The sequence below is a fragment of the Nocardia sp. NPDC051030 genome, from assembly GCF_040683015.1.
In the GTDB taxonomy this organism is placed as follows: domain Bacteria; phylum Actinomycetota; class Actinomycetes; order Mycobacteriales; family Mycobacteriaceae; genus Nocardia.
Window position 1 is genome coordinate 425,339 of record NZ_JBFBCD010000002.1, and the last position, 23,741, is coordinate 449,079.

Here is a 23,741-nt window from a genome sequence, read left to right on the forward strand (position 1 = left end):
TGCTATCCGGCGAACCTCTGGCAAACTCCGCTTGGCAATTGTTCTTGTTCAGGAGTTTTTGATCGGAAGTTCGAGGCACCACCATGCACGTTTCGCGTATCGCGAGCATTCTCGTGGCCACGGCCGCAATCATCGGAGTAGCGGCGGGCCCGGCGGCCGCGGTCAACCCGCAGCAGCCCACAGTCGCCACAGCAACGGTCGACAATGCCGAGCTGGCCGAGCTGATCCGCCTCTCGGATCCCGCCACGCTCACCGATCTGCACGAAGGTCAGCAGCGCATGGAGCGCATCGCCGACATCTTCGCGGCCAAGAAGGACCGGCGAGGGATCTTCGCGATCTTCTATCGCAATATCCTGCGCGACGCGAACCCGCTGCTGGATGCGGGCCGCTTCGATGATCCGCAGTGGGCGCGCGCCGTGAGCGCCGAGTTCTTCCACCGGTATTTGGAGAACCTGCACGGGAACCTGACCGGTGGCACGGTCACCCCGACCTGGCAGCGCTACTACGCGATGGCTGCCGACCCGTCCCGCTCGGCCGGTCGAGTCGCCGCAGCGGGCCTGGACGCGCACCTGCTCATCGACTTCCCTCAGGCCATTGCCGCGACGGACACCGGCATCGACCACACCAGGGACTTCCTTGCCATCGGCGATTCCCTGATCAACACCACCAGCCACATCACCGACGAACTCCAGTCGGTCTACGGTGCGAATCTGGCGGGCTTCTTCCACCTGTACTTCCTCGGCAAGGGCGCGGATCTGATTATCGGCCAGGGCAATACGAGCTACGTCATGTTCCAGAGCGTGCGCGGCACGGCCCTCGCCTCCGGCATCGCCATGCAGGAGCCGGTTACCCGCCAGCCCGCCGAGATCGGCATGCACGAGCTCTACAACACGGCCGAGACCGTGTTCAACGGCTTGGAAGCCCTCAACCTGATCTGAGTCAGTCGAGGCCGAAAACGGTTACGCCCTTTCCGGATTCGACCCGGTAGCCGAAGGTGATGGTGGTCTGAGCCTGTGGCTCGAGGTTTGTTTTCCAGGTGAGGACGCCGAGTTCGTCGCGGTCGGCGGGCTCGGGTTTGGCGGCTGTTTCCTTGACGGTGATCGACGCGTCGCGGGAGACCGGGAGGCGGTCGAGGACGGTCACCGTGGCGGGGCGGGTGCCGTGGTTGGCGACCGTGATCGTGTACTCCACCTCGGTGCGGCGGGTCGAGCCGAGCGTGGCCTTGGTCGCGTTGCGGCGCACCAACTCTCGTTCGATGCGAATGCGGTCGTCGACGCCTAGGGCGAGTTCGCGTTCCTCGCCGGGGACCCAGGTTTCGAGGTCGGTGGCTCCGACGTACTCGGACTCGTGGAACAGGGCTGCGCGGCCGGGTGGGAGGGTGTGGTCGGAGGAGTTGCGGACGGTCGCGCGCAGGACTGCCTCCAGAGATTGGACCGGGGCGGTCACGTGATCCAGCTCCGCTTCGAGATCGAGAGCCGTGATCACGGTGCGGTGGGCCGTGCCATCGGACGGGACCGCGACGGTGCGTTGCGGCGTGTAAGTCGCTGCGGTGACACCGTATTCGACGGTGGCGACCGATTCGCGCACCGGAGCAGGAGGCGCCGGCATCGCCGAGCCTGGTGCGGCGCCGAGCATCATCGGCGCAGCGCCATCCATCTCCTCCGATGCGGAGAAGGCCCGATCCACGCCGCGACGGGAACGGGACCTGGTCAGTGCCGCGGCACCGATGAACCACGGATTCAACTCGGGGACATCGAGCGCTTGCGCCGGGCGAGCGGTCGACAGCTGCAACCGGCATTCCGGCCAGTCCTCACCCGTGCTCTGCCGCACGAGCCCGAACCAGCGCAGCGTGAGTCCCGCATCGGCAAGGCGCAGATCGTAACTGCTGCTCCAGCTTGCGCCCGGCACCACGTAGGAGATCTCCAGATCGACGGTCACCGGCTGAACCGCCTCCACGGTGATCACCGCGACTTGCGTATCGCTGCGGTTCTTGCCACGCAGGTCCGACAGTCGCCGCTCCAGTGCGCGCTGCTCACGAATGAGCTCCTGCCGCACCCGTTCCCGCTCCCGCCGCGCCGAATGAATCGACCCATACTGCGCCTCGAGACTGTCGGCGAACTCGATCACCCGCTCTTGATCGGCCTTCGCCAACCGCTCCGCCGACTGCTGCGCCAGCCGCTTCAAAAACGCGACCCGAGCCTCCGCCCCCCGGTCGGCATCGGCAAGCTCGGTCATCGCCCCCTCGATCTCCCGCATTCGCTCCAGCACCCCCGCCACCTGCTCATCGGTGGCCGCCGGCTGCCGCTCGGTCACAAGATCCACCCCAAGCACAGTCACCTCCCCCTGCCCGGCAACCCGAATCGAATCGTGCAACAGCCCCAAAGGCAGCGGCGCAACCCGTATCCGATGCTCACCCGCCACCAAATTCGCCTTACCGGACCGTGTAACCCGCGCCCGATCCGGATAGACCGTGGCCGCAGTAATGGCAGTTTCAAGAGAGGTCATCACTACAGCCTGCCTCGAGTGTCAACGAGATATGCCGAAGCCGATCAGCTCGGCACTCTGTTCTTCGCCGCAGACCACGAGAACTGCTCCGGGCGCGACGAGAGCCCCTGGTGACGAGCATTTCGCGTCGTCGCGTTGGAGCGGGTGGGTCAGCGTCGGACTGCCGTCGGTGCGACTCCACGCTCGTATCTCACGTCGGTACGAGCCGTCGTCGGGGAAGTAGAACGCCGCTTCGACAATCTCTGAGGTCAGGAAGATTCTGCTGCCGTTGTCGCCCCGCATTCCGGGTAGTGCGTACTTCACCGCGCCGTTATCGGAGTCGAGCACGCTGAAATGCCAGGCGGGCTTCGGATCTCGAACGGAGTCTTGAACCACCACGTCCGGTCCGTCCGGGTCGGCGGCAAGCGGAATGTGCTCTCGGTCGCTGATGGTGACAGCGGTGGTGAGTTTCTCCGGGGTTCCGACGACGATTCGGTTTCGGTACGACCATTCGATCGCGACGGTGTTCGAATACCGTCGGATGTGGGAGTACAGCTCATGGGTCATATCCGATGTCCGCTCGAGTTCACGGGAACCGACCACGACACCGGTCTGGAGGTCCAGAGCGATCGCGGTGAGCCAGGATTCGGTCTGGTTGCGGCACTCCAGGGTTCGGTAGATTGCTGTCGCGGTGACGACGAAGTTGTTCCTACTGCCCCGGCATTCGGGTCCAGACGTATCTGCCGACCACTTCCGGGACCCGGTGCGAGGGTCGTATCCGAGTACGCGATCGTGGCTTGCGAGTGTCAGAAGACCCGGAGCGGACCGGTAACCGTTTCCCTCGACATTCCACTTCAGCTCCGGGTCTTGTAGATCCCGGATGAAATCCGAGTTCTGCCAGAGGATCTCGCCTGTCGAAGCGTCGAAAGCGATCCAGCCCAGCTGGTTCCACTTGGCCAGGACGATATTTCCACCGTCCAGCGACTGGAGAGAATCACCGACATAGCTGACGCCGTCTTGCTGATCGGGCTCGGTGTTCTTGCGCAAATAGTGCCAGCGCTGTGCCCCGGTCGTCCCGTCGTAGGCGGTCAGGCCTGCCGTCGACGCCATGACGAACCCGGCACCCGCCGCCACCAAGTCGGTGGAGCATCGGCTATTGCTGCCGCAAGCCAACGATATCGGCACCCGATAGCGTTCGGAACCGAGCCGATCCGGCGCCGTGGGAGCTTCGACACGGGAAGCTGTCACGTGATCGACGTTCCGTCGATCGTCGCCCGCTCGCACCGCGACGACTCCGACCGTCACCGATACCAGCAGGCCGGCCACGGCAGAGATAGCCACGGCTCGCCGCGACAGGCTACGAATACGGTCGGGCCGCAAGAGGATTCCGATGACCAGAATCGTTCCGGCCACCACCAGCGCAGCGGCGGCCAGCGCTGTGGGTAACTGCGCGAACAGCGGGGCCTCGCGCTGGAGCCGGTGGTAAGACTCGGTCACCGGGTACTTGATCGCCATGATCGACAACACGAGCAGCGTGGCCGACACGGCACTCACCACGTAAACGGTCAGGTCTCCGTACGAGTCCCAGTTCCTGTCGATCCTCACAATGAGGATCACCAGCGCGATCAACATTGCTATGCCGACACACACCGATGCGGTCGCGAAATACCCGGGCACAGCCGAGGCATTCCAGCCAGGCTCCGACCTGAACCAGCGCTCGCCTCGGATCCATATCTCGTCCAGCGGCCAGGTCGACGCGAAGAAGCGGCTGTAGACGGCGAGTGCGGTGCCGCCGACGAGCAAGCCGGAGCCGAGCGCGCCGAGGATGGCCCAGATGCGGGTGAGTCGCATGGCTCGCAGCCTAGCTAGATCAACTCGCTACGCCGGTGACCTCGTTCAAGATCAGGGAGCTGTAGTGGCGGGAATTCGGACATTTTTCCGCCACCAGTGCTCCCTCACCCGCTCCGGCACCGGCCCTCGAGTTGTTGAGCGGCGGAAGACGCGGGACGCCAACCGTTCCGACGGAATTGGTGCAGTCATCTGCGATTAGTTCGATCGACTGGCCGCAGACTGTGGCGGGTAAGCCGGTGTCACGCCCATCGAGACCAGTCGTGGTCAGTGGTGGGTGTCGGCGGCGTGCTCGGCGTCGCGGGCTGCGAAAACCTCTCGGGCAGCGGCGATTCCGTTCAGGGCGGCTGGGAAGCCTGCGTAGACGGCCATTTGGGTGATCGCTTCGATTGCTTGTTCGCGGGTGCCGCCGACGTTGAGTAGGCCGTGTAGGTGCACTCGTAGTTGCGGGGCGGCGGTGCCCATGGCGGTGGTGGCTGCGACTGTGGCGAGCTCGCGGGTCTGAAGGTCCAGCCCGGGGCGGGAATAGACGTCGGCGAAGGCGAATTCGATGAGGTACCGGGCCAGGTCGGGGGCGATGCCTTCGAGTGCGGCGACGACTTGCTCGCCTGCTTCGCCGTCGATCCGGGCGATACCTTCCAGGCCACGCTCGTAGCGTTGACGGGCGGTCTCCTCACCGGCGGGGCCGATGGTGATGATCGGGTCGGCCACGTCGGGGCGATCGGCGAAGGCGGCCTTGGCAACTGCCATGCCATTGAGGGCGGCCGGGACTCCGGCGTAGACGGTGATGTGGATGATCGTCTCGACGATCTCGGCGGGGGTGACGCCGACATTGAGGGCACCGTCGATGTGGAAGCGCAACTGCGGGGCCGCGGTGCCCATGGCCGTGAGGGCGGCGACATTGATGAGCTGTCGTTGGCGCAGCGTCAGGCCGGGGCGGGCGTAGATGTCGCCGTAGCCGAATTCGACAGTCAGGCGGGCCAGGTCCGGTGCGAGTTCGGCGATGGGGTCGAGCGCCGCGGTGGACGCGTTGCCACCGACGGTGGCCAGCAGCGCCAGGCCGCGCTGGTAGCGATCGTCGATGGCGGTGATGTCGGTGGACAGGACGGAACTGGTCATGATGCGGGCTTCTTTCTGGCTGTGAGCTGCGGCGAAGCGAACGAGACAATTCGTCTCGTCTCCTCAAGCTAGCCTGCCGATCGGACCACGTCAAGACGAGACGAATTGTCTCGTTCGGGGTAGGCTTTCGCCCCGTGGCCAACACACCGAACCCTCAGCTGCGGAACCCGCGCTCGCACCGCGCGATCCTCGATGCCGCCTACGAGCTATCGGTGCGCAGCGGATACGCGAAACTCACCGTCGACACCATCGCCGCCGCGGCCGGAGTCGGCAAACAGACCATCTACCGCTGGTGGCCGTCGAAGGCGGCGGTCGCTCTGGACGCGGTCAACGAAAGGATGAACCCCGCCACCGATTTCCCCGACACCGGCGATATCGTCGCCGATCTGCAAACCCAGATCGCCAGTCTCACCAAGGCTCTCACCGGCGACATCGGCGCGATCTACCGCGGCGTGATCGCCGAAGCCCAGACCGACCCCCGCATCGCCGCCGCCGTCCGCGACACCATTGTCGAACCCCGCATCACCGCGTGTCGCCAGCGCCTGGACCACGCCATCGCCCTGGGACAGATCCGCGACGACATCCCCACCCGCGCCATGGTCGAAATGCTGTACGGGCCAGTCTATTACCGCTACCTGCTCGGCGCCCCCGACGACGAGGTACGCGCCAGCGCCGAGCTGGTCGGCTACATCCTCGAAGGCCTACGACCGGCCTGCGCGTGAACAGTCATTCGCCGCCTGATGCGGCGCGGTACGCCAGACTTCGCCGACCGGCCCGCATCCCGCTGATCGCCGAGATGATGATCAGCGCCACGAAGGACACGGCGATCGCAGCCACCGAGACGATGGCGCTGGTGAGGCGGAAGGGCTCCACCGATTGCCTGCGAACCCGTGAGCGGCCCGAGAACACCGAGCCAGGACCATAACAACCAGCGACGCACCACAGATCTCCTTGATCGGCAATCTCACCGGCGCGCAACAGGTTCCGTGGGGTGAGTGCCGTCGGTCCGTGCGGGGGTGCGGCGCAGCAACAACATCGCGGCGAGCACGAGGAACCACACCATCCCCAAATACCGGCCCAGGGGAATGAACAGGGTGGCCGGCTCGAACAGCAGCGACAGCATCGATGCCAGCGAGAATGCCGCGACGAGGAGCCCGAACCAGTTCAGCCAGGCGGGCAGGGCACGAGCACTGCGGGCGGCGGTGGCGATGGCGCCGACGAGGAGTCCGGTCGTCGCGACCTGCGGGGCGGCGCCGGTGATGAAGACCATGTCCAGCACGGCCCGGTAGGTGTGCAGGTCGTCGGCGACGCTGGGTCGGTAAAGGACCCATTGCAGGGAGGACGACAGCAACAACAACCCGGCGGCGACCGTGCCTGCGGCTCGAATCAGATCGGGTGCCAGGCCGTGTGGAACCTGTTGGCGCGCATACTCTGCCGCGTACGGCACGAAGATCAACAACGCGATCGCCGCGATCCCCTGGCAGAAGGCTCCGACCGCGATCAGGTCATGGCTTGTCTCGGCCAAGTAGCGCGCGACGACCTCGTCGGAGGAATACGGCGTGATGATCGGGCCATTGTGCTGCTGCCCCACAATCGCGGGCGCGAACTGGGACACGATGAAAAAAAGTACGTAGCAGGTTCCGGCGAACGCGGCGATCCGCGGACGCCGCAACTCCGATACGAGACCTGTAGTCGACATAGATGGTTTCCTCCACCAATTGCGCTGGGTTCCTTACGAACTCAGCCTGCGTGGGCATGCCACCGGCACACATCCGCCGAGAAGCGACAGTGGACGTACGCCTCGAGACGTATGCGGCGTGGCAGACATCTGCGCAGGGGAGCTGGATCAAGATCAGGGAGCTGTGGTGGCGGGAATTCGGGCGTTTTTCCGCCACCAGTGCTCCCTCGCCGCTGGCGTGGCATCTACGGCTGACGGGATCAAAGGAGTTGACGGTGCGGTGTGCGATTGTGATCGGGTGCACAGTGATGAGCGGGTGGCGGGGCCTGTCGACGTGGGGAGTGTGGGGGCTCGGCGGATTTTGGGGATTGCGGTGCCTACGTTGGGGGTGTTGGTTGCCGAGCCGGTTTATTTGTTGTTCGACATGGCTGTGGTGGGGCGGTTGGGGGCGCTGGCGCTGGCGGGGCTTGCTGTTGGGGGGTTGATTTTGGCGCAGGTCAGTTCGCAGTTGACGTTTTTGAGTTATGGGACGACAGCGCGGGCGTCGAGGCGGCATGGGGCGGGGGATGAGCGGGGGGCCGTGGGGGAGGGGGTGCAGGCCAGTTGGATTGCGATGGGGGTGGGGGTTGCGATTCTGGTTGTGGTGCAGGTGTTTGCGGGGCCGGTTACTCGGGGGATTGCGGGTGGGGAGGAGATTGCGGGGGAGGCTTTGCCCTGGTTGCGGATTGCGTCGTTCGGGGTGCCGTTGATTTTGTTGTCGATGGCGGGGAATGGGTGGATGCGGGGGGTGCAGGAGACTCGGCGGCCTTTGATGTATGTGGTTGCGGGGCTGGCACTTTCGGGGGTGTTGTGTCCCGTTTTGGTGCATGGGTTGCTTGGTGCGCCGCGGCTGGAGTTGGAGGGGTCCGCCGTCGCCAATGTGACGGGGCAGGTGGTGGCTGCGGGGTTGTTCGTGAGTGCGTTGGTTCGGGAGCGGGTGCCGTTGGCTCCGCATATCGAGATCATGAAGGCGCAGTTGGTGCTCGGGCGGGATTTGATTGCTCGGAGTCTTGCGTTTCAGGCGTGCTTTGTTTCGGCTGCGGCGGTGGCTTCGCGGTTCGGGGCGGCGTCCGTGGCAGCGCATCAGCTGGTGTTGATGATCTGGAATTTCCTGGCGTTGACGCTGGATTCGCTGGCTATTGCGGCGCAGACGCTGGTAGGGGCGGCGCTGGGAGCGGGGAATGCGCGAGGGGCGAAGGGGCTGGCGCGGCGGATTACCGGGTGGTCCACGATGTTCGCGGTGGTGCTGGCCGTGGTGTTCGCGGCGGGGTATCGGGTGATTCCACGGTTGTTCACCGATGATCCTTCGGTGCTGGATCGCACGCATGTGGTGTGGTGGTTCTTCGTGGGGATCATCCCGATCGCGGGCGTGGTGTTCGCGCTCGACGGGGTGCTGCTGGGCGCGGGGGATGCGGCGTTCTTGCGGAATGCCACGCTCGGGTCGGCGCTGCTCGGATTCCTGCCCGCGATCTGGCTGTCGCTGGCCTACGACTGGGGGATCGGCGGGATTTGGACGGGGCTGGTCGCATTCATGGTGTTGCGACTGGCCGCCGTCTGCTGGCGGGCGCTGTCGGGGCGGTGGGCTCAGGTCGGTTCCGAGGTGCCTCGGCGGGCGGCCTGAGCCCGGTCGACGCTAATCCTGCTCGGCCGCTTGCTTTTCGAGGTTGGCGGCCACCTCGGCCTGCCAATTCTCATTGGCGTGGGTGGTGTCGACCTCGAATTCGAAGCGGGCGGTCATATCCGGCTTGATATCGGCCACATCCACGTAGAACTGTTCGTACCAGCGGCGGTGCTGGTAGACGGGACCGTCCTCCTGAGTGAGGAGGGGGTTGTCGATGCGGGTCTTGTGCTTCCAGATCTCGACATCCTGCAGGAAGCCGACGCCGAAGCTCTTGCCGAAGGATGTGGCCAGCTTGGCGGACTTCTCGGGCGGAAGGCCGGGGATGCGCTGGACGCTGACGCCCCACTGCAGGACGAAGGAGTTCGGGCTCACGGGGTAGTGGCAGTTGATCAGGACCACCTCGACCGTGTTGTCGCCGAAGTCATTGTGCAGGTAGTTGATCATATAGGAGGGGCCGAAATAGCTTGCCTCCGAACGCAATAGTTGCATTTCGGTCGAGTAATTGGACTTCGAGTGCACGTCCGGACGGCCCTTGGAATGCAGGAATTGGGTGGCGACGTGGCCCTCGAAGACGTTCTTGAAGAACACCGGATACGCGAAGTGAATGTAGAAGAAGTGCGCCATATCGACGTTGTTGTCGATGATTTCGCGGCAATGCGCGCCCTCGATGAGCAGGGAGTTCCAGCTCCAGTCGCTCCACTCGTCGGTTTCGATGCCCTCGATATGCGGGATGGCGACCTCGGGCGGCGGGGGATTGCCCTCGGGATCGTTCCAGACGAAGAACTGGCCGTTCTCCTCGCAGGTGATCCAGGCGCGGGTGCGGGCCAGCGGCGGAACCCGCTTGGCATAAGGGATTCCGGCGCATTTGCCGTCAGCGCGCCAGCGCCAATCGTGGAAGGGGCAGGCGATATTGTCGTCCTTGACGCTGCCGTAGCTGAGGTCCGCGCCCATATGTCGGCAGTAGCCGTCGAGGGCGTGTATCTCGCCCTTGCTGTCGGACCAGATCACCAGCTTGGTGCCGAAAGCCTGTACGGAGTGCGGGTTTCCGTCCCGGAATGTGTCGGCCAGGCCTAGGCAGTGCCAGCCGCGCGCGAAGCGGGTGATCGGTTCTCCGACATCGATGGTCCGGATCTGGTGTGTGGCATGCGTGGTCATTTGCGTCCTCCGCGATTGATTATCGGCGCCATCACATCGGGCATGAGCCGGTTCAGGCCGATCAGAATCCGGTTGTAGGCCGGAAAAGCGATGTACTGCTTGTTCTTCGAGACGCCGTGCAGGATGGCGTCGGCCGCGTCGAGGGGCTTCACCTTTGCGAAGGGCAGCTTGTCGATCGTGCGGCGATAGTCGTAACCGTCGAGATTGACCGCGCTGTCGAAGATTCCGGTATCGACGACCCCGGGCAGCACGACGCTCACTCGAATCCCGCGCTCGGCCGCCTCGATGCGCAATGAGGTGCTCAGGCCGACCACGGCGTGCTTGGTGGCCGCGTACGCCGTCGACCGCGCGACGGGCATGACGCCCGCGCTGCTGGCGGTATTCACTATGTGTCCAGAGCCCTGCTCGAGCATGCGCGCGTAGGCCACGTGGCTGCCGTGCACGACACCCCAGAAATTGACGTCGACAATCTTCTGCCACGCCGCATCGGTCATCTCCGCGAATTCGCCGCCGACCACGATGCCCGCATTGTTGAACATGAGGTCGAGCTGCCCGGTCTCGGCGACCGCCCGATCAACGACCTTCGCCATGGCATCGCGGTCGGATACATCGGCGACCACCGTCGTGAGCGTGCCCGGCCCGGGCGAGGCCATGCCATTGAGCCGCTCCGCGTCTCGGTCGATCGCGTACACCCGGTCTCCGCGCTGGAGTAGCCGCGTCACGAGGGCATGCCCGATTCCGGAGGCAGCGCCCGTGACGATCGCGGTGGAGGAGCTCATGGGCCGAGATTAAGCGTTAACGCTTAAATCGACAAGGTTTGGGGATTACCCGGACTCTGGGCTCACATGGCGAGAGGCGGCGGTGTGGCGGTGGATCGCACGGGTGGGTGATAGGCGCGCCATGCGGCCGAGAGTCGTTCCACGGCCTGCGCCAAGACATCCGGTGGATGGCGAAAGTGGATGCGGATGTACTCCTCGCTGCCGCCCGAGGCGTCGAGCCCGCTGCCCGCCAGGATCGCGACGCCGTGGCGCAGCGCCGTCTGCGCGAAGGAGCCGCCGTCGCCGTACGGGAGGCGCACCCACAGCGTTTGGCCGCCGGGCACGGGTGGCACGACCCAGTCGGGTAGATCGCGGGCCAGGGCCGCGATCACCTGGTCGTGGCATGACTTCCGCTGTCCCGCACGGGCTTCGCAGATCGATTCGATCTGCGGGACCAGTTCGGCGGCGGCCAGTTGAGCGGGGATATTGCCGCCGAGGTCGTGGACCGCGCGCAGGCGGGTCAGGCGGGCGATGAGTGCGGGGGTCGCACGGACCCAGCCGATGCGCAGGCCGCCCCAGATGTTCTTGCTCAGTGAGCTGACCGAGATGACGCTGTCCGCATCGGCGGCGAAGGGGCGGGGAAGCTGCTCGCCCGGGAAGCCGAGATCGGCCACGACTTCGTCGGCGATAAGCGGAATGCCCGCTGCCTCGGCCGATTCCGCGATTCCGCGCCGGAGCAAGGTGGGAAGTATTGCGCCGGTGGGGTTGTGGAAGGTCGGTGTCAGGTAGGCGAGCTTCGGATGATGCGCGCGAGCGACCGCCGCGAGTCCGGGCAGGCCGAAGGGCATCGGGTGGAGCACCGCCGAGGCTTCGTGGAACGCCTCCAATGCGCCTGGGTAGGTGGGGGTTTCGACCAGCACGTGATCGCCGGGGCGGAGCAGAGCGCGGGCGAGTAGCGAGAGGGCCTGCTGCCCGCCATTGGTGACGAGGATCTGATCCGCGTGCGTCGGCGCTCCGAACCGGGTGTAGCGGTCGGCGATGGCTTCGCGCAGCTGCGGGATTCCGGCGGGGTGGTACCCGATATCGGCCGTCATGGAAGCCAGCACGGGCAGGATCGCGGCGTACGCGTCGGTGACCTCGGTCGGCGGGCACTCCGGTGCGGCGCAGGCCAGTGAGATCACATCGGGCTGCGGTTCCAGCAGGTGCAGGAACATCGGCGCGCTGGTCGTATCGGGAGTCGAGGCCGGTGCTCCGGCGACGCGAGTGCCGCTGCCCCGGCGGCGCACGATCCGCCCCTCGGACTCCAATAGATCGTAGGCGGCGACCACCGTGCTGCGGCCGACCGCGAGATTGGCGGCGAACACCCGATCCGGAGGCAGCGGTGTGCCCGGCGGCAGCTCACCATCGTCGATCAGCTGGCGTAAGCGGGCGGCCAGTAATACATACAGCGGTCCCCGGCCCGAGGACCATCGGCCCAACCGTTCCGGTACATCAATTGGCTCCATGACCAAACCAATTCTGCCGGATTGGCTCTGTCCCCGCGAGTCGGCGACGCGAAGGATTGCCGGTATGACCGAAAAGACAGCCACCCCAACCGTTTCCATCACCGACGCGATTGCCGCACTGTCGGGCCCCTTTCAGCCGCAGGATCTGACGGTCGTCAATGACACCGTGGTGCGGGTCGCCCAGCTGCTGGGCGAATTCCCGTGGCATCACCACGATGAGGACGAGCTGTTCCTGTGCTGGGACGGCACTTTCCGGATCGAGCTCGAGGGCCGGTCGCCGGTCGTCCTCACGGCCGGTGAGATGTTCGTCGTTCCCAGGGGAGTCGAGCATCGGCCGGTCGCCGACGAGCCCGCGCATGTGCTGCTGATCGAGCGCCCGGAGACGAAGCAATACGGGAACTGATCCGGCAGCAGAGCGTCCGGCCGGAGTTCTCCCCCGCGTGATTCCGGCGTGGCCGTCGCCGGAATCCGCGCCGCTATCGGAGATCCCGGCCCTGGGCGTGCAGGGATGGCGGCCGGGAGTTCTGCCCGCGCTCAGATCTATTGAGGCGGGTGCTGTCGCGTGGCGGCGTCGTCCTCCTGCACCGGAGCCGCTTCCGCGGGGGCTGCCTTGTACCGGCGGACGACGACTCGCGCCGGGCGTACCGAGCGATCGGCGATGAGGAGGCCCGGCGTGACGATGGAATCGACGGTGCGATCCAGGTCTGGAGCGTCGGCGGTGATCGTGTCGGCGGCTTCCATTGTCAGGGCGTCGAATACGGTGTCGGGCTTCGGTTCGACCACCTGGCCGCCGCGGCCGGTGAGCAGGCGCTCCACTCGGTTGGCGAAGGTGTCGAATGCGGTCTGCTCGGCCTCGGACTGGGCCGTCGACGCGAATGCTCGGGCCTCGCCGTAGAGGGAGAACAGTTCGACCACCAAGGGCACGTCCGCGCCCGCGCGTTCGCGTTGTGCACGGGCCTTGGCATCGTCGGCGAGGCGGTCGATGGTGGCGGCCTGGCGGGCGATGACTCGGGTGAGATCGTCGAGGCGTTCGGTGATCCGGTCGGCGAGCTGCGCGGTGTCCGGTTCGGTGTCCGGCGCGGGCGGGGCATCGATGCCGGGCTCGGCTGCGGTGCCGGAATCGCCGGTCGCTGCGGCTGGTTCGGTCATGCTCGAACCATAGCCCCGGCGGTCGGTGCAGGCTGCTACGATCGCCGCCATGGGGGTCTTTGGAATTGACCTGGGCACAACGAATTCGGCCATTGCGCGCATCGACGCGGACGGCCGTCCCGAAGTCCTGATCGGTATGAATGGTGAGCCGACGGTCCCGTCGGTGGTGTTGTTCGCGTCCGCGCACGACCATGTGGTCGGCGAGGGTGCGCGGCGGCAGTCGCGGCTGGATCCGGAGCATGTGTGCTCCCTGGTGAAGCGGCGCATGGGTGATGCGGAGTGGCGGTTCGCCGCGCACGGCCAGATGTGGTCGGCGCCGGCGGTGTCCTCGCTGATCCTCAAGAGTCTCGCGGCCGATGCGGAGTTCGGCGGGGGTGAGACCGTGCAGCGCGTGGTCATCACCGTGCCCGCGTATTTCGGTGATGAGGAACGCCGGGCCACGATTCAGTCCGGCACCTATGCGGGATTCGATGTGGCGGGCGTGCTGTCCGAGCCGATCGCCGCGGCCCTGAGCTACGGGTTCGGACGCCTGGACGGCAGCGTCGAAATCGGGAAGGGCGGGGCGCGGGAGACCGTGCTCGTCTACGACCTCGGCGGCGGCACCTTCGATGCCACGGTGATCGAGCTGGCCGATCGGCGCATTTCGGTGCTGGCGGTCGAGGGCGACCATCAGCTCGGCGGAGCCGATTGGGATGAGCGCATCGCACTGCATCTCTCCCAGCAGTTCTGCGCCGCCAATCCGGATGCCGAGGATCCCCTGGACGATTCGGCCGGATCGCAGATGCTGGTGCTGGCCGCCGAGCGCGCCAAAATGGAGCTCACCACCGCCGACAGCACCGAAGTGGTTGTCGCGCACGATGGCGCACGCGCCGTCATCACGCTGACCCGCACCGAGATGGAGGCCATGACGGCCTCGCTCATGCGCCGCACCATCGATCTGACCAAGGCCGTGGTGACCGCCGCCGGGCAGCGCGGCATCCAGCATGTGGACCGGCTACTGCTGGTCGGTGGATCCTCGCGCATGCCGATGGTGGCCGAACAGCTACAGAAGGAACTTGGGCTCTTCGGTGAACTGCGCGATCCGGATCTCTCGGTGGCGCGCGGCGCGGCCCTGTACGGCGAGAAGCTCGAAATGGAGCGGCTCGTTCTCGCGGATCTGGTGACCCGCGGCCGACTACGTGACGGCGCGGAACTGCGCGACGCCGATCCGCGCGAGCTGGAGCAGTCCCTCGCCCGGGTGGCGGCCTCGTTCGGTCAGCCGGTGAGCCTGGTGCGCCGCATGCTGGAGATCCAGGTCGACACCGTGGTGTCGCGTGGCTTCGGCGTGCTCGCCCTGGACCCGTTCAATGGCCTGTCCGCGAGCTGGCTGGTGCATCGCAACCAGACCCTGCCGATCAAGGTGCGCAAGTCCTACGGCACCGTGCGCGCCGATCAGGATCAGATCGAGCTGACCATTGTCGAACAGCAGGGGCAGGCGGCCTCCACTCGTCCCGAGGATTCGAAAGTCTTGATGGAGGGACGAATTCGGGATATTCCGCCCGGATATCCGGCCGGCAGTGAAGTGCAGGTGACCTTCGAGATGGGCTTCGACGGGGTGCTGCACGTGACCTGCTTCCACGTGGACGCCCGCATGCCGCTGGCCCTGTCGGTGCAGACCGGCGCGACCCTGTCGCAGGCGGATGTGGCGCGCGAGCTGGATCAGTTGCAGCGCACTAGGCGTCGAACCGCCTGAGCGACTACCGTCTGAATTCCCATGCGCGCCTTCGACCCCAATGACTATCGCAAGCGAGTGCTCGCCGCCGTGGAACGCCGCGGCGGCATCGAGCACTCGGATGTGTTCGAGCTCTATGACATTCCGCTCGAGGAAGCCGCCCGGCTGAGCGATGCCGAGATCGCGGCGCGCGTCGAGGAGGTCTGGGGTTTCTGGCAGAAGCAGCGGGACCATCCGAAGTATCGGGTGCTGGTCGGGCTGCTGGTGGACGAGCACGATGAGCTGTCCGCACCGCTGCGCACGGCCTCCTCGCGGCGTGTGGAAGCCGAGCGGGTCACGCAGATTCGCGCCCGCCGCGATGCCGAGCGCTACGAGATGATCGACACCGCCATCGACCGCCTCGTCGAGCGGCACGGCGGAATCCCGGCCGGGAAGGTTCCCGGGCTGGAGGACATCGGCAAGATGAGCGGGCTGTCCGCCTCCGAAATCGCGGCGCGCGTGCGGCGGCATCGGATCATCGACGAGGTGCAGGCCGCCCCGGTGCCCGCCGCCGCGGGTGTGAGTACCCAACGGCGGCAGCAGATTCGGAAGCTGCTCGCCGAATTCGAGCGCTTGCAACCCGGCGATCCCGTGCCGACCCTGCTCGCACTGCTGCGGCTGGATTTCAGCAAGGCCCGCGAGACCAGCGAGATCCGTTTACGCGCGGAAGCCTTGCGGGCCCGCGCTCGTGAACTGCCGCCCGGGCGCACGCGGGTGGTGCTGGACGAGCTGCTGGTGCACATCAGCGATCTGCTGGAAGCCGGTGGCAGCGCGGTCGACGACTACCTGCGGGCCGTCACCGACGACGTGACCGAGATGCTGCGCCCCCAAGTGGCCGCCGCGGTACTGGTCGAAGATCACCTCGTCGCAGCGGATTTCGACTATCTCCTCGGTGAGGGCATGGCGGCAGGACTCGATCGTGCCACCGCCGAACGGGTGCTCATCGGCCTCACCGACGAGCTCGGCACCACCGTGGAGGGGCGCGAGCACCTCGCGGGTTCCGGCTCGGCGCAACGGAATTCAGGTGCGTCCACGCGCACGGATGGTCCCGGTGGAGTGGGTTCACGCGCAGGCTCGGACACCACCGGTCGGACATCGGGCCCGGCACAGGGCGGCGCTGGTTCGACCGCAGGCGGTCAGCGGGCCGGTGCTTACGGTGGTGACAATGACTCGGGCGCGGGTTCCACCTCGCGCGGCGGTTCGACCGCGGGCGGCACGATCGATCGGAGCAGGCCGCAGTCCAGGCCCTGGGAAGCGCCGCTGCGGGCGGCGCGTGCTGCCTTGCGCGCCGGGCATCCTCGCGAGGCCGCACGGCATGTGGATTTGGCGCGCCGGAATGTTGGGGGCGACAGCCTCGGCATGACCTCGGTGCGGCCGATGGCCGAAGAGGTGGATCGGATCCTCGCGGAGGCCGCCGCGCATTGGCGCGGTGCCACCTCCGGCATTGCCGGACGTCGCTTCATGGAGGTGCTGGAACATCTGGAGTTCTTGCAGCGCAAGGCCTCCGATGTGCCCAACCCTGCCGGGAGCGGTCCGGAGCTGGAACAGTTGCTCACCCAGGCGCGTGGGGCGCTCGCGGACGCGGATCGGCAGTTCGCGGCGGCCCCGGCCACGCCACCGGCGGCTCGCATGCGCGCTCTGCTGGCGGTTCTCGAAGCGTGCACCGATCATGCCGGTGCCATTGCGGCGCTGGCCGAACTCCCGGTCACGGCTCCGGGACAGGTGACGGCGAGCCGCAAACCCGATGGCACCGTGGTCATCACCTGGACGCCGTCGGCCACCGAGCAGGTGGAGTACCGCGTCACCCGTTTACTGACGGACGGCTCCTGGCGCGTGGTCGGCCGCACTCGCGGCACCGCGCTCGAGGATGGGGGAACGGTCACCGGGCCGGTGCCCGTCTACGGCGTGGTGGCCTCGGTCTCGGGCCGCAATTCGGAAGTGCGCCGCTCCGATGGGGATTCGCGCGCGGAGGTGGCTCCGCCCGCCGCGCCCGGCGCTCCGAACCTCAGCGGCATGCCGACCGTCACCCGCCTGACCGTCCGCGATGGCCTGCTGACCTTCGAATGGCCCACCGGCATCACCGAGGTGATGCTGGTCGCCCGCGCCGATGCCCCGCCCACCGAGCCGGATGATCCGCAGGCCCGCAAATGGAAGGTCACCAATAGTCGCTATCAGATCGACGGCGGCGCGCGGATTCCGGCGGACCTGCCGCGCCCATGTCATCTCGCGGTCGCATCCTGTAAGCGGGATGCCACCGGAACGCTGGCCGTGGCCGCGGGCTTCGCCCCCGATGCCCGCATTCGCTGGGTGGGCTGACCTCCCGCGCGATTGTCGTCTCCCGGTCGCGCCCTGTTAAGCGGCGGACCTTGGCCGTGGCCGCAGGGTTCGCCCCCGATACTCATCGCTGGGTGGGCTGACGGCTGTAGTAACTCCCTGCCCGCGAGGGGTCCGATGCCGCATGGGAATCTGTGTGCGGCCGGTGCAGTTCACATGACGGTGCGGTTCGCATGACACGGCGTTGTTGCGGGAACTGGTCTTGAGCAGAGAGGCGGAACTGGGTGCTTCCGAAACTGATGGCGGTGAGCGACATCCATGTCGGGCATCAGGGTAATAAACCGGTGGTCGAGGCGATTCGGCCGGATTCACCCGAGGATTGGCTGATCCTCGCCGGTGACGTCGGGGAGAAGACCGACGATATCCGGTGGGCCCTGGAGACGCTGCGCAGCAAGTTCGCGAAGGTCATCTGGGTGCCCGGTAATCACGAATTGTGGACCACGGCAAAGGATCCCGTGCAGATGCACGGTGCGGGCCGTTACGACTACCTGGTCTCGCTGTGCCGGGACGTGGATGTGGTCACGCCCGAGGATCCGTTCCCGGTGTGGACAGGCGCGGGTGCCGAGGAGTACGGCGGCGCGGTCACCTTGGTGCCGATGTTCATGCTCTACGACTATTCGTGGCTGCCCGAAGGGGCCACCACCAAGGCGCAGGGGCTGACCATTGCCAGGGATCGCAATATTGTTGCCACGGATGAATTCCTGCTCTCCTCCGAGCCGTATCTCACCCGCGATGCCTGGTGTCACGCCCGCGTGCAGTACACCCAGCGCCGCCTCGACGATCTGCCCGCCGAGACCCCGGTGGTGCTGATCAATCACTTCCCACTGCTGCGCAAGCCGGTCGACATGATGTGGTACCCGGAGTTCTCCCTGTGGTGCGGCACCGAGCTGACCGCCGACTGGCACACCAGTTACAACGTGGTGTGCATGGTCTACGGGCACCTGCATATTCCCCGCACGACCTGGTATGACGGCGTCCGCTTCGAAGAGGTGTCGCTGGGTTATCCGCGTGAGTGGCAGCGTCGCGGGCTGCCGGACAAGCTGCTGCGCCAGATCCTGCCGGTGCCGGATTACGGGGACACGCTCAATGAGTGGGGCGGCCATTTCAAGGTCACTCCGGAGATGGCGGAGGCGGCCATGCAGATGCGTGAGCAGGCGCAGAAGCGGCGCGGATTGGCCTGATCGCCGGGCCGGACGACTGCAGTTGCCCTGATGTAGCCAACTTCGTGCGAAACGTGCATATCGGGCGCTGAACTGTGATGATGGCAGGGTGCGTGATGTGCTGCCCCAGTTGATCGATCGGGTCCGGGAGGGCCCGGTCGCATTGGCTCGCGTGGTGGCGGTGACCGGGGCCGGACCCCGATCGGTCGGAGCGGCCATGCTGGTCACCGGGTCGGGCGAAGTCATCGGATCGCTGTCCGGCGGCTGCGTCGAGGCGGCCGTAGTGGAATCGGCGGGCACGGTGCTGGCGACCGGGCACGCGGTGCTCGAGCGCTATGGGATCGCCGATCCGGATGGGTTCGCCATCGGACTGACCTGCGGCGGTGAGATGGAAGTCTTCATCGAGGCCGTCGATCGGGGACGGTGCGCGGACCTCGAGACCCTGTCCCACGATATCGACGACGGTCGCTCGGTCGCCCTGGTGACCACGCTGACCGGCGCACCCGCGTGGCAACTCGTCCGATCCCGGAGTGCCGACAGCTCGGTGGCCGCCGAGATCAGCCGCGACGCACTGCATCTGGCATGGGCCGGGCGCACCGGCACGGTCGGCTCCGACGAATGCGAGCCGGTGCTGCCGCGGCGCGCCTTCGTCCAGAGTTTCGGACCGCCCGCCCGCATGATCCTGGCCGGAGCCAATGATTTCGTGCGCGCGCTCAGCCGACTCGGCGCACAGCTCGGCTATCGCGTCACCGTGGTCGACGCGCGCGAAACCTTCACCACCGCAGCGCGATTCCCGGCCGCGCACGAGGTGGTGGTGGATTGGCCGCACCGGTATCTGCGTGCCGAATTCGAGAGCGGGCGCATCGACGGCCGGACCGTCGTGTGCGTGCTCACCCACGACACCAAGTTCGATGTGCCGATGCTGGCCGAGGCGCTGGGGATCGAGGACATCGGATTCGTCGGCGCGCTCGGCTCCCGGCGTACTCATACCGATCGGATGGAACGCCTGATCGCGGCCGGTATCGGCCCCGAGCATCTACGGCGGCTACGCAGCCCGATCGGGCTCGATCTCAATGCCTCTACGCCCGATGAGACCGCGGTGGCCATTGCCGCGCAGATCATTGCCGAGGCCGGGGGTGCGTCGGGCCGCCCGCTCGCCGAGACGAACGGCCCGATTCACCACTGATGCTCAGATCAGGTGTTCGATGCGCACCGGAATCTCACGAATGCGTTTGCCGGTGGCGTGCGAGACGGCATTGAGGATGGCCGCCGCCGCACCGACCATGCCGAGTTCGCCGAGGCCCTTGACCCCGAGTGGATTGACCACCCGATCCTCGACCTCCACGAAGGAGATGTCGACCTCGGGTGCGTCGGCATTGACCGGCAAAAGGTATTCCAGCAGTGAGGGATTCGCCCAGCTGCCGTCGCGGGGATCGGGCAGCGTGGCCTCCATGAGCGCCTGTGACAGTCCCCAATTCATGCCGCCCAGCACCTGACTGCGCGCCAGCTTGGCATTGAGCACCCGGCCCGGCGCGTACGCGCCCACCATCCGGCGCACTCGCACCAGTCCGAGCTCCGGATCGACGGCCACCTCGGCGAACAGCGCGCCGAAACTGATGCGGCCGTAGGGCTCATCCTGGGCGGGCGGCTGCCAGGTGCCGATAGCCTCGATATCGTTCAGGTGATTGCGTTGCAGCAGGGTCGAATAGTCCTCGCGGAGAGCGGGATTCGTGCGCGCCCGGAGCGCGCCCGCGTCACACTCGATATCGCTCGGGGCGCACCCGCGCAGCGGCGAATCCGCATCCTCGACGGCAAGCGAAACCACTTGTGCCAGCAGATCCGTGCACGCGGTGTGGACGGCGGCGCTGATCATGCCCGCGCCCATGGAGCCGACCGCCGCGGCGATATTCGGGTAGTCGGTATCGCCGATATCGACTCGGATGCGGTCGAATTCGATGCCCAGCGCGTCTCCGGCGACCTGTGCCATGGTGGTCGCGACACCGGTGCCGAAATCCTGGGTGCCCGCTTGCACGATCAGCGATCCGTCCGCCAGCAGCCGGGCGTGCGCGCGCTGCGGCTGCCCCGGCGTGAAGACCGGATACCCCGCGGTACCCATGCCCCAGCCGATCAGCCAGTTCCCGTCGGTGCGGGGACCGTCCCGATACGCGTCGGCCGACCAGCCGAAGCGTTCGGCGGCCAGGTTCACGCAGTCCACGTAACCGTCGGAGCTCCAGGGATGCCCGCTCTCCGGGTCGATGGCGGCGTGATTGTGCAGCCGCAGGGCCATCGGGTCCATGCCCAGCTGGTCGGCCATGGCTTCGACGGCGCATTCCATCGCCACCATGCCGGAGGCCTCGCCGGGCCCGCGCATGAAGGTGGGCGTCATGGTGTTGCCGCGGATCAGCTTGTACTGCGCGTCCCAGTTGGGAATGCCGTACGCCTGCCCAGCCACGCCCAGTGACAGCTCGGCCCAATCGTCGAAAGGCGAAGTGACGGACAGCTTGTGGTGCCGTAGGCCGGTGAACGTGCCCGCGTCGTCGGCGACCAGCGTGACGTGCTGCTCCTGTTCCTCGCGCAGCCCGGTGCCATAGAACATCTGCTCCCGGTCGAGCACCACCTTGACCGGTCGGCCCAATTCCCGGGCGAGCATGGGCGCGAGTGTCACGTGCGGCCAGATCATGGCCTTGGCTCCGAAGCCACCGCCGACATAGTGGGCGATCACCCGCACATTGCTGGGGGAGATGCCGAGGTAGGCGGCCACGGTGGCCTGGGTTGCCGTGACGCCCTGGGTGGCGTCGTACACCGTCACGGTGTCGCCGTCCCAGACCGCGGCGGTCGCCGAGCATTCGATCGGATTGTGGTGGTTTGCGGCGAAATGGAAGGTGGCGTCGATGGTGTGCGCGGCCTGTTTCGCGGCGGCGGCGAAATCCCCGCGCGATTGGGCGGACGGGACCAGATCGCAGAAGATCCGTTCGGGCTGGTACTGGTCGTCGCGGCCGTCCGCGAGGTCGATCAGCGGCTCCCGCCGCTCGTAGTCGGCGGTGACGAGTTCGGCCGCGTACTGGGCCACCTCGAAGGTGTCGGCGAGCACCACCGCGATGGGCTGACCGAAGTAGTGAATCGTATTGTCCTGCATGGGGAAGAAGGTCTGTCCGGGTGCCGCTCCGCCCATTCCGGACGGCAAGAGCGGCGGGATGGCCGCGACCTTCGGGAGATTCTCGTGGGTGAAGACGGCGACGGCCCCGGCGGCCATGGCGGCCGCGGTATCGATGGAAAGCACTGTGCCGCTGCCAATCTGCGCGCCGACGAGGACCGCGTGTGCCACGCCGGGCAGTGGAATCTCGGCCGTGTAGTGCGCGGCGCCGGTCACCTTGGCGCGGCCGTCGACCCGATCGAAGCCCCGGCCGATCAGCGGGCGGGGGACGGTGGCGGTCATCGCGTGCCTCCCAGTGGATTCACCTGCGGCCGAACCGCTTCCAGTGCGCGCACCATGGTGCGCTGGGCGAGCTCGACCTTGAAGACGTTCATGGAATGCGAGGAGTCGACGGCCTCCAGTTCGGCGGCCGCCGCCTTCGCGAAATTGGCCGGGGTGGCGGACTTTCCGATCAGCAGGGACTCGGCGGTGCGAGCCCGCCACGGCTTGGTCGCCACGCCACCGAGCCCGATCCGCACATCGACGACCGTGCCGTCGGCGACATTCATGGCGACGGCGGCGGAGGTGAGGGCGAACTCGTAGGACTCACGGTCACGCACCTTGAGGTAGTGCGAATTCTTGGCGAATGGCAAGGGCGGCACATCGATTCGCGTGATCAGCTCATCTTCGCCCAAGGGATGTTCCACGTGCGGAGTGTTCCCCGGCAGCAGGAAGAAGTCGTCGAAGGCGATGGTCCGCTCCCCGCGCGGCCCCCACACGGTGACCGTCGCGTCCAGGGCCACCAGGGGGATCGCCACATCCGAGGGATGGGTGGCGAAGCAATTCGAACTCGTCCCGAGAATCGCGTGCCCGCGGTGGATTCCGTCCATGGCCGCGCAGCCCGAGCCGGGATCGCGCTTGTTGCAGGCGGTTCCGGGCTCCCGGAAGTAGGCGCAGCGCGTCTTCTGCATGAGATTGCCGCCCATGGTCGCCATATTCCGGATCTGCGCAGACGCCCCCTTCCACAGCGCCACCGACAGGAACGGATAGCGTTCCAGCACACCGGGTTCGGCGGCCACTTCGCTCATCTTGGCCAGCGCGCCGATCCGCAGTCCGCCACCGGCGGTGTGCTCGATGCCGCCCAGCGGCAGCCAGGTGATGTCGACAATATTGTCGGGTTCCATGGAGCCGATCCGGAGCATGTCCACCAGCGTGGTCCCGCCCGCCAGGAAAACCGTTCGCGGCCTGGCGGTTACGGTGCTGACGGCCTGTTCGACGCTGGTCGGCCGGGCATAGGCGATGGGCTTCACGGCAATTCTCCCTCGGCCTGGCGCATGGCATCGCGGCCGTCCCGCACCGCATCCCGAATGTTCTGATATGCCGCGCACCGGCAGATATTGCCGCTCATCCATTCGGCGATATCGGCATCGGATTCGGCGTGCCCCTCCTCGATGCATTTGACGGCCGACATGATCTGCCCCGGCGTGCAATAGCCGCACTGGAAGCCGTCGGACTCCATGAATGCCTGCTGCACCGGGTGCAGGACCTCACCGTCGGCCAGCCCTTCGATGGTGGTGATCTCGCGGCCCTCGGCGGCGAGTGCGAGGGTCAGGCAGGCCAGTACTCGCCGGTTGTCGATCCACACCGTGCAGGCCCCGCAGCCGCCCTGATCGCAGCCCTTCTTGGTGCCGGTGAGCTGTAGATGCTCGCGCAGTGCGTCGAGCAGACTGGTGCGCGCTTCCAGCACCGCGTAATAGTCGTGCCCATTGATTCGAAGCGTGCTCATCGTGCGACATGGCCCGATGAACTCGGCCGGTGACATCCCGGTCCGATTTCTCGAAGACTCGATCGTCATTACCCCGCCTCCTCGCCTCACGAATCCGCAGGGATATCGCGATGGTTGCCGGACTGCGCATGGCCATGAACCAGCAAAAGCCTAGCAATCATCGAGGAAGTGCGCGTGGCGAACGCCGGACCCGCATGCGCGGGCATTCGCGATCACGCCGGG

The 23,741-nt window shown here is 66.6% G+C and carries 20 protein-coding genes; 8 read left to right on the top strand and 12 right to left on the bottom strand.

Translation table 11 applies throughout. The annotated features are described in order from the left end of the window. The first annotated feature begins 83 nt into the window (after positions 1–83). Complete coding sequence (locus AB0N05_RS06485; RefSeq protein ID WP_364688275.1) at positions 84–938, top strand: DUF5995 family protein; 855 nt, start codon at positions 84–86, stop codon at positions 936–938. Position 939: 1 nt separating this feature from the next. Here the strand turns inward: AB0N05_RS06485 and AB0N05_RS06490 are convergent, their stop codons facing one another. The 3 genes from AB0N05_RS06490 to AB0N05_RS06500 form a co-directional block, all read right to left on the bottom strand. After that, positions 940–2,505, bottom strand: coding sequence for a DUF4139 domain-containing protein (locus AB0N05_RS06490; protein WP_364688277.1), 1,566 nt, complete (start codon positions 2,503–2,505; stop codon positions 940–942). A gap of 21 nt (positions 2,506–2,526) precedes the next feature. Next, the gene (locus AB0N05_RS06495; protein WP_364688279.1) at positions 2,527–4,335 is read right to left on the bottom strand and encodes a PQQ-binding-like beta-propeller repeat protein; all 1,809 of its coding nucleotides are present in this window, start codon (positions 4,333–4,335) and stop codon (positions 2,527–2,529) included. A 264-nt stretch (positions 4,336–4,599) separates the two neighbouring features. Next, the gene (locus tag AB0N05_RS06500) at positions 4,600–5,451 is read right to left on the bottom strand and encodes a carboxymuconolactone decarboxylase family protein (RefSeq protein WP_364688281.1); all 852 of its coding nucleotides are present in this window, start codon (positions 5,449–5,451) and stop codon (positions 4,600–4,602) included. Positions 5,452–5,585: 134 nt separating this feature from the next. On the opposite strand from AB0N05_RS06500, the gene AB0N05_RS06505 reads away from it, so the two are divergent. After that, positions 5,586–6,173, top strand: coding sequence for a TetR/AcrR family transcriptional regulator (locus AB0N05_RS06505; protein WP_364688283.1), 588 nt, complete (start codon positions 5,586–5,588; stop codon positions 6,171–6,173). 4 nt (positions 6,174–6,177) lie between these two features. On the opposite strand, the gene AB0N05_RS06510 is transcribed toward AB0N05_RS06505, so the two are convergent. Next, positions 6,178–6,324: a hypothetical protein gene (locus AB0N05_RS06510; protein ID WP_364688285.1), complete on the bottom strand. Its 147-nt coding sequence runs from the start codon at positions 6,322–6,324 to the stop codon at positions 6,178–6,180. A gap of 91 nt (positions 6,325–6,415) precedes the next feature. Further along, positions 6,416–7,150, bottom strand: coding sequence for a hypothetical protein (locus AB0N05_RS06515; RefSeq protein ID WP_364688287.1), 735 nt, complete (start codon positions 7,148–7,150; stop codon positions 6,416–6,418). A 295-nt stretch (positions 7,151–7,445) separates the two neighbouring features. Between AB0N05_RS06515 and AB0N05_RS06520 the strand changes: the two genes are divergently transcribed. Then, the gene (locus tag AB0N05_RS06520) at positions 7,446–8,789 is read left to right on the top strand and encodes an MATE family efflux transporter (RefSeq protein WP_364689548.1); all 1,344 of its coding nucleotides are present in this window, start codon (positions 7,446–7,448) and stop codon (positions 8,787–8,789) included. Between the two features lie 12 nt (positions 8,790–8,801). Here the strand turns inward: AB0N05_RS06520 and AB0N05_RS06525 are convergent, their stop codons facing one another. From AB0N05_RS06525 to AB0N05_RS06535, 3 genes are all read right to left on the bottom strand, one after another. Then, complete coding sequence (locus AB0N05_RS06525) at positions 8,802–9,944, bottom strand: Rieske 2Fe-2S domain-containing protein (protein ID WP_364688289.1); 1,143 nt, start codon at positions 9,942–9,944, stop codon at positions 8,802–8,804. Continuing rightward, positions 9,941–10,723 carry an SDR family oxidoreductase gene (locus tag AB0N05_RS06530; protein ID WP_364688291.1) on the bottom strand — a complete coding sequence of 261 codons (783 nt, stop codon included), beginning with the start codon at positions 10,721–10,723 and terminating at the stop codon, positions 9,941–9,943. The genes AB0N05_RS06525 and AB0N05_RS06530 overlap by 4 nt, the downstream gene beginning before the upstream one ends. A gap of 62 nt (positions 10,724–10,785) precedes the next feature. Continuing rightward, the gene (locus AB0N05_RS06535) at positions 10,786–12,207 is read right to left on the bottom strand and encodes a PLP-dependent aminotransferase family protein (protein ID WP_364688293.1); all 1,422 of its coding nucleotides are present in this window, start codon (positions 12,205–12,207) and stop codon (positions 10,786–10,788) included. Positions 12,208–12,271: 64 nt separating this feature from the next. Between AB0N05_RS06535 and AB0N05_RS06540 the strand changes: the two genes are divergently transcribed. Then, positions 12,272–12,610 carry a cupin domain-containing protein gene (locus AB0N05_RS06540; protein ID WP_364688295.1) on the top strand — a complete coding sequence of 113 codons (339 nt, stop codon included), beginning with the start codon at positions 12,272–12,274 and terminating at the stop codon, positions 12,608–12,610. A 137-nt stretch (positions 12,611–12,747) separates the two neighbouring features. Here the strand turns inward: AB0N05_RS06540 and grpE are convergent, their stop codons facing one another. Next, positions 12,748–13,356, bottom strand: a complete 609-nt coding sequence (gene grpE / locus AB0N05_RS06545) for a nucleotide exchange factor GrpE (RefSeq protein ID WP_364688297.1) — start codon at positions 13,354–13,356, stop codon at positions 12,748–12,750. Between the two features lie 49 nt (positions 13,357–13,405). Here grpE and AB0N05_RS06550 point away from each other — a divergent pair, with 49 nt between their 5' ends. The 4 genes from AB0N05_RS06550 to AB0N05_RS06565 all read left to right on the top strand — a co-directional run bounded on the left by AB0N05_RS06550 (position 13,406) and on the right by AB0N05_RS06565 (position 19,786). Further along, positions 13,406–15,088: an Hsp70 family protein gene (locus AB0N05_RS06550; RefSeq protein WP_364688299.1), complete on the top strand. Its 1,683-nt coding sequence runs from the start codon at positions 13,406–13,408 to the stop codon at positions 15,086–15,088. A 21-nt stretch (positions 15,089–15,109) separates the two neighbouring features. Beyond that, positions 15,110–17,422 (top strand): Ig-like domain repeat protein, encoded by a 2,313-nt coding sequence (locus AB0N05_RS06555; protein ID WP_364688301.1) that lies wholly within the window; start codon positions 15,110–15,112, stop codon positions 17,420–17,422. A 242-nt stretch (positions 17,423–17,664) separates the two neighbouring features. Next, positions 17,665–18,621 carry a metallophosphoesterase gene (locus AB0N05_RS06560; protein ID WP_364688303.1) on the top strand — a complete coding sequence of 319 codons (957 nt, stop codon included), beginning with the start codon at positions 17,665–17,667 and terminating at the stop codon, positions 18,619–18,621. 88 nt (positions 18,622–18,709) lie between these two features. After that, complete coding sequence (locus AB0N05_RS06565) at positions 18,710–19,786, top strand: XdhC family protein (protein WP_364688305.1); 1,077 nt, start codon at positions 18,710–18,712, stop codon at positions 19,784–19,786. Positions 19,787–19,789: 3 nt separating this feature from the next. Here AB0N05_RS06565 and AB0N05_RS06570 read toward each other — a convergent pair whose 3' ends face one another. From AB0N05_RS06570 to AB0N05_RS06580, 3 genes are read right to left on the bottom strand one after another with little or no spacing between them, the layout of a single operon-like run. After that, entirely contained in the window at positions 19,790–22,036 is a 2,247-nt protein-coding gene (locus AB0N05_RS06570; protein WP_364688307.1) for a xanthine dehydrogenase family protein molybdopterin-binding subunit, read from the bottom strand. After that, complete coding sequence (locus AB0N05_RS06575) at positions 22,033–23,043, bottom strand: xanthine dehydrogenase family protein subunit M (RefSeq protein WP_364688309.1); 1,011 nt, start codon at positions 23,041–23,043, stop codon at positions 22,033–22,035. The genes AB0N05_RS06570 and AB0N05_RS06575 overlap by 4 nt, the downstream gene beginning before the upstream one ends. Beyond that, positions 23,040–23,519, bottom strand: coding sequence for a (2Fe-2S)-binding protein (locus AB0N05_RS06580; RefSeq protein ID WP_364688311.1), 480 nt, complete (start codon positions 23,517–23,519; stop codon positions 23,040–23,042). Before AB0N05_RS06580 ends, AB0N05_RS06575 begins: the two co-directional genes overlap by 4 nt. Positions 23,520–23,741 lie beyond the last annotated feature (222 nt).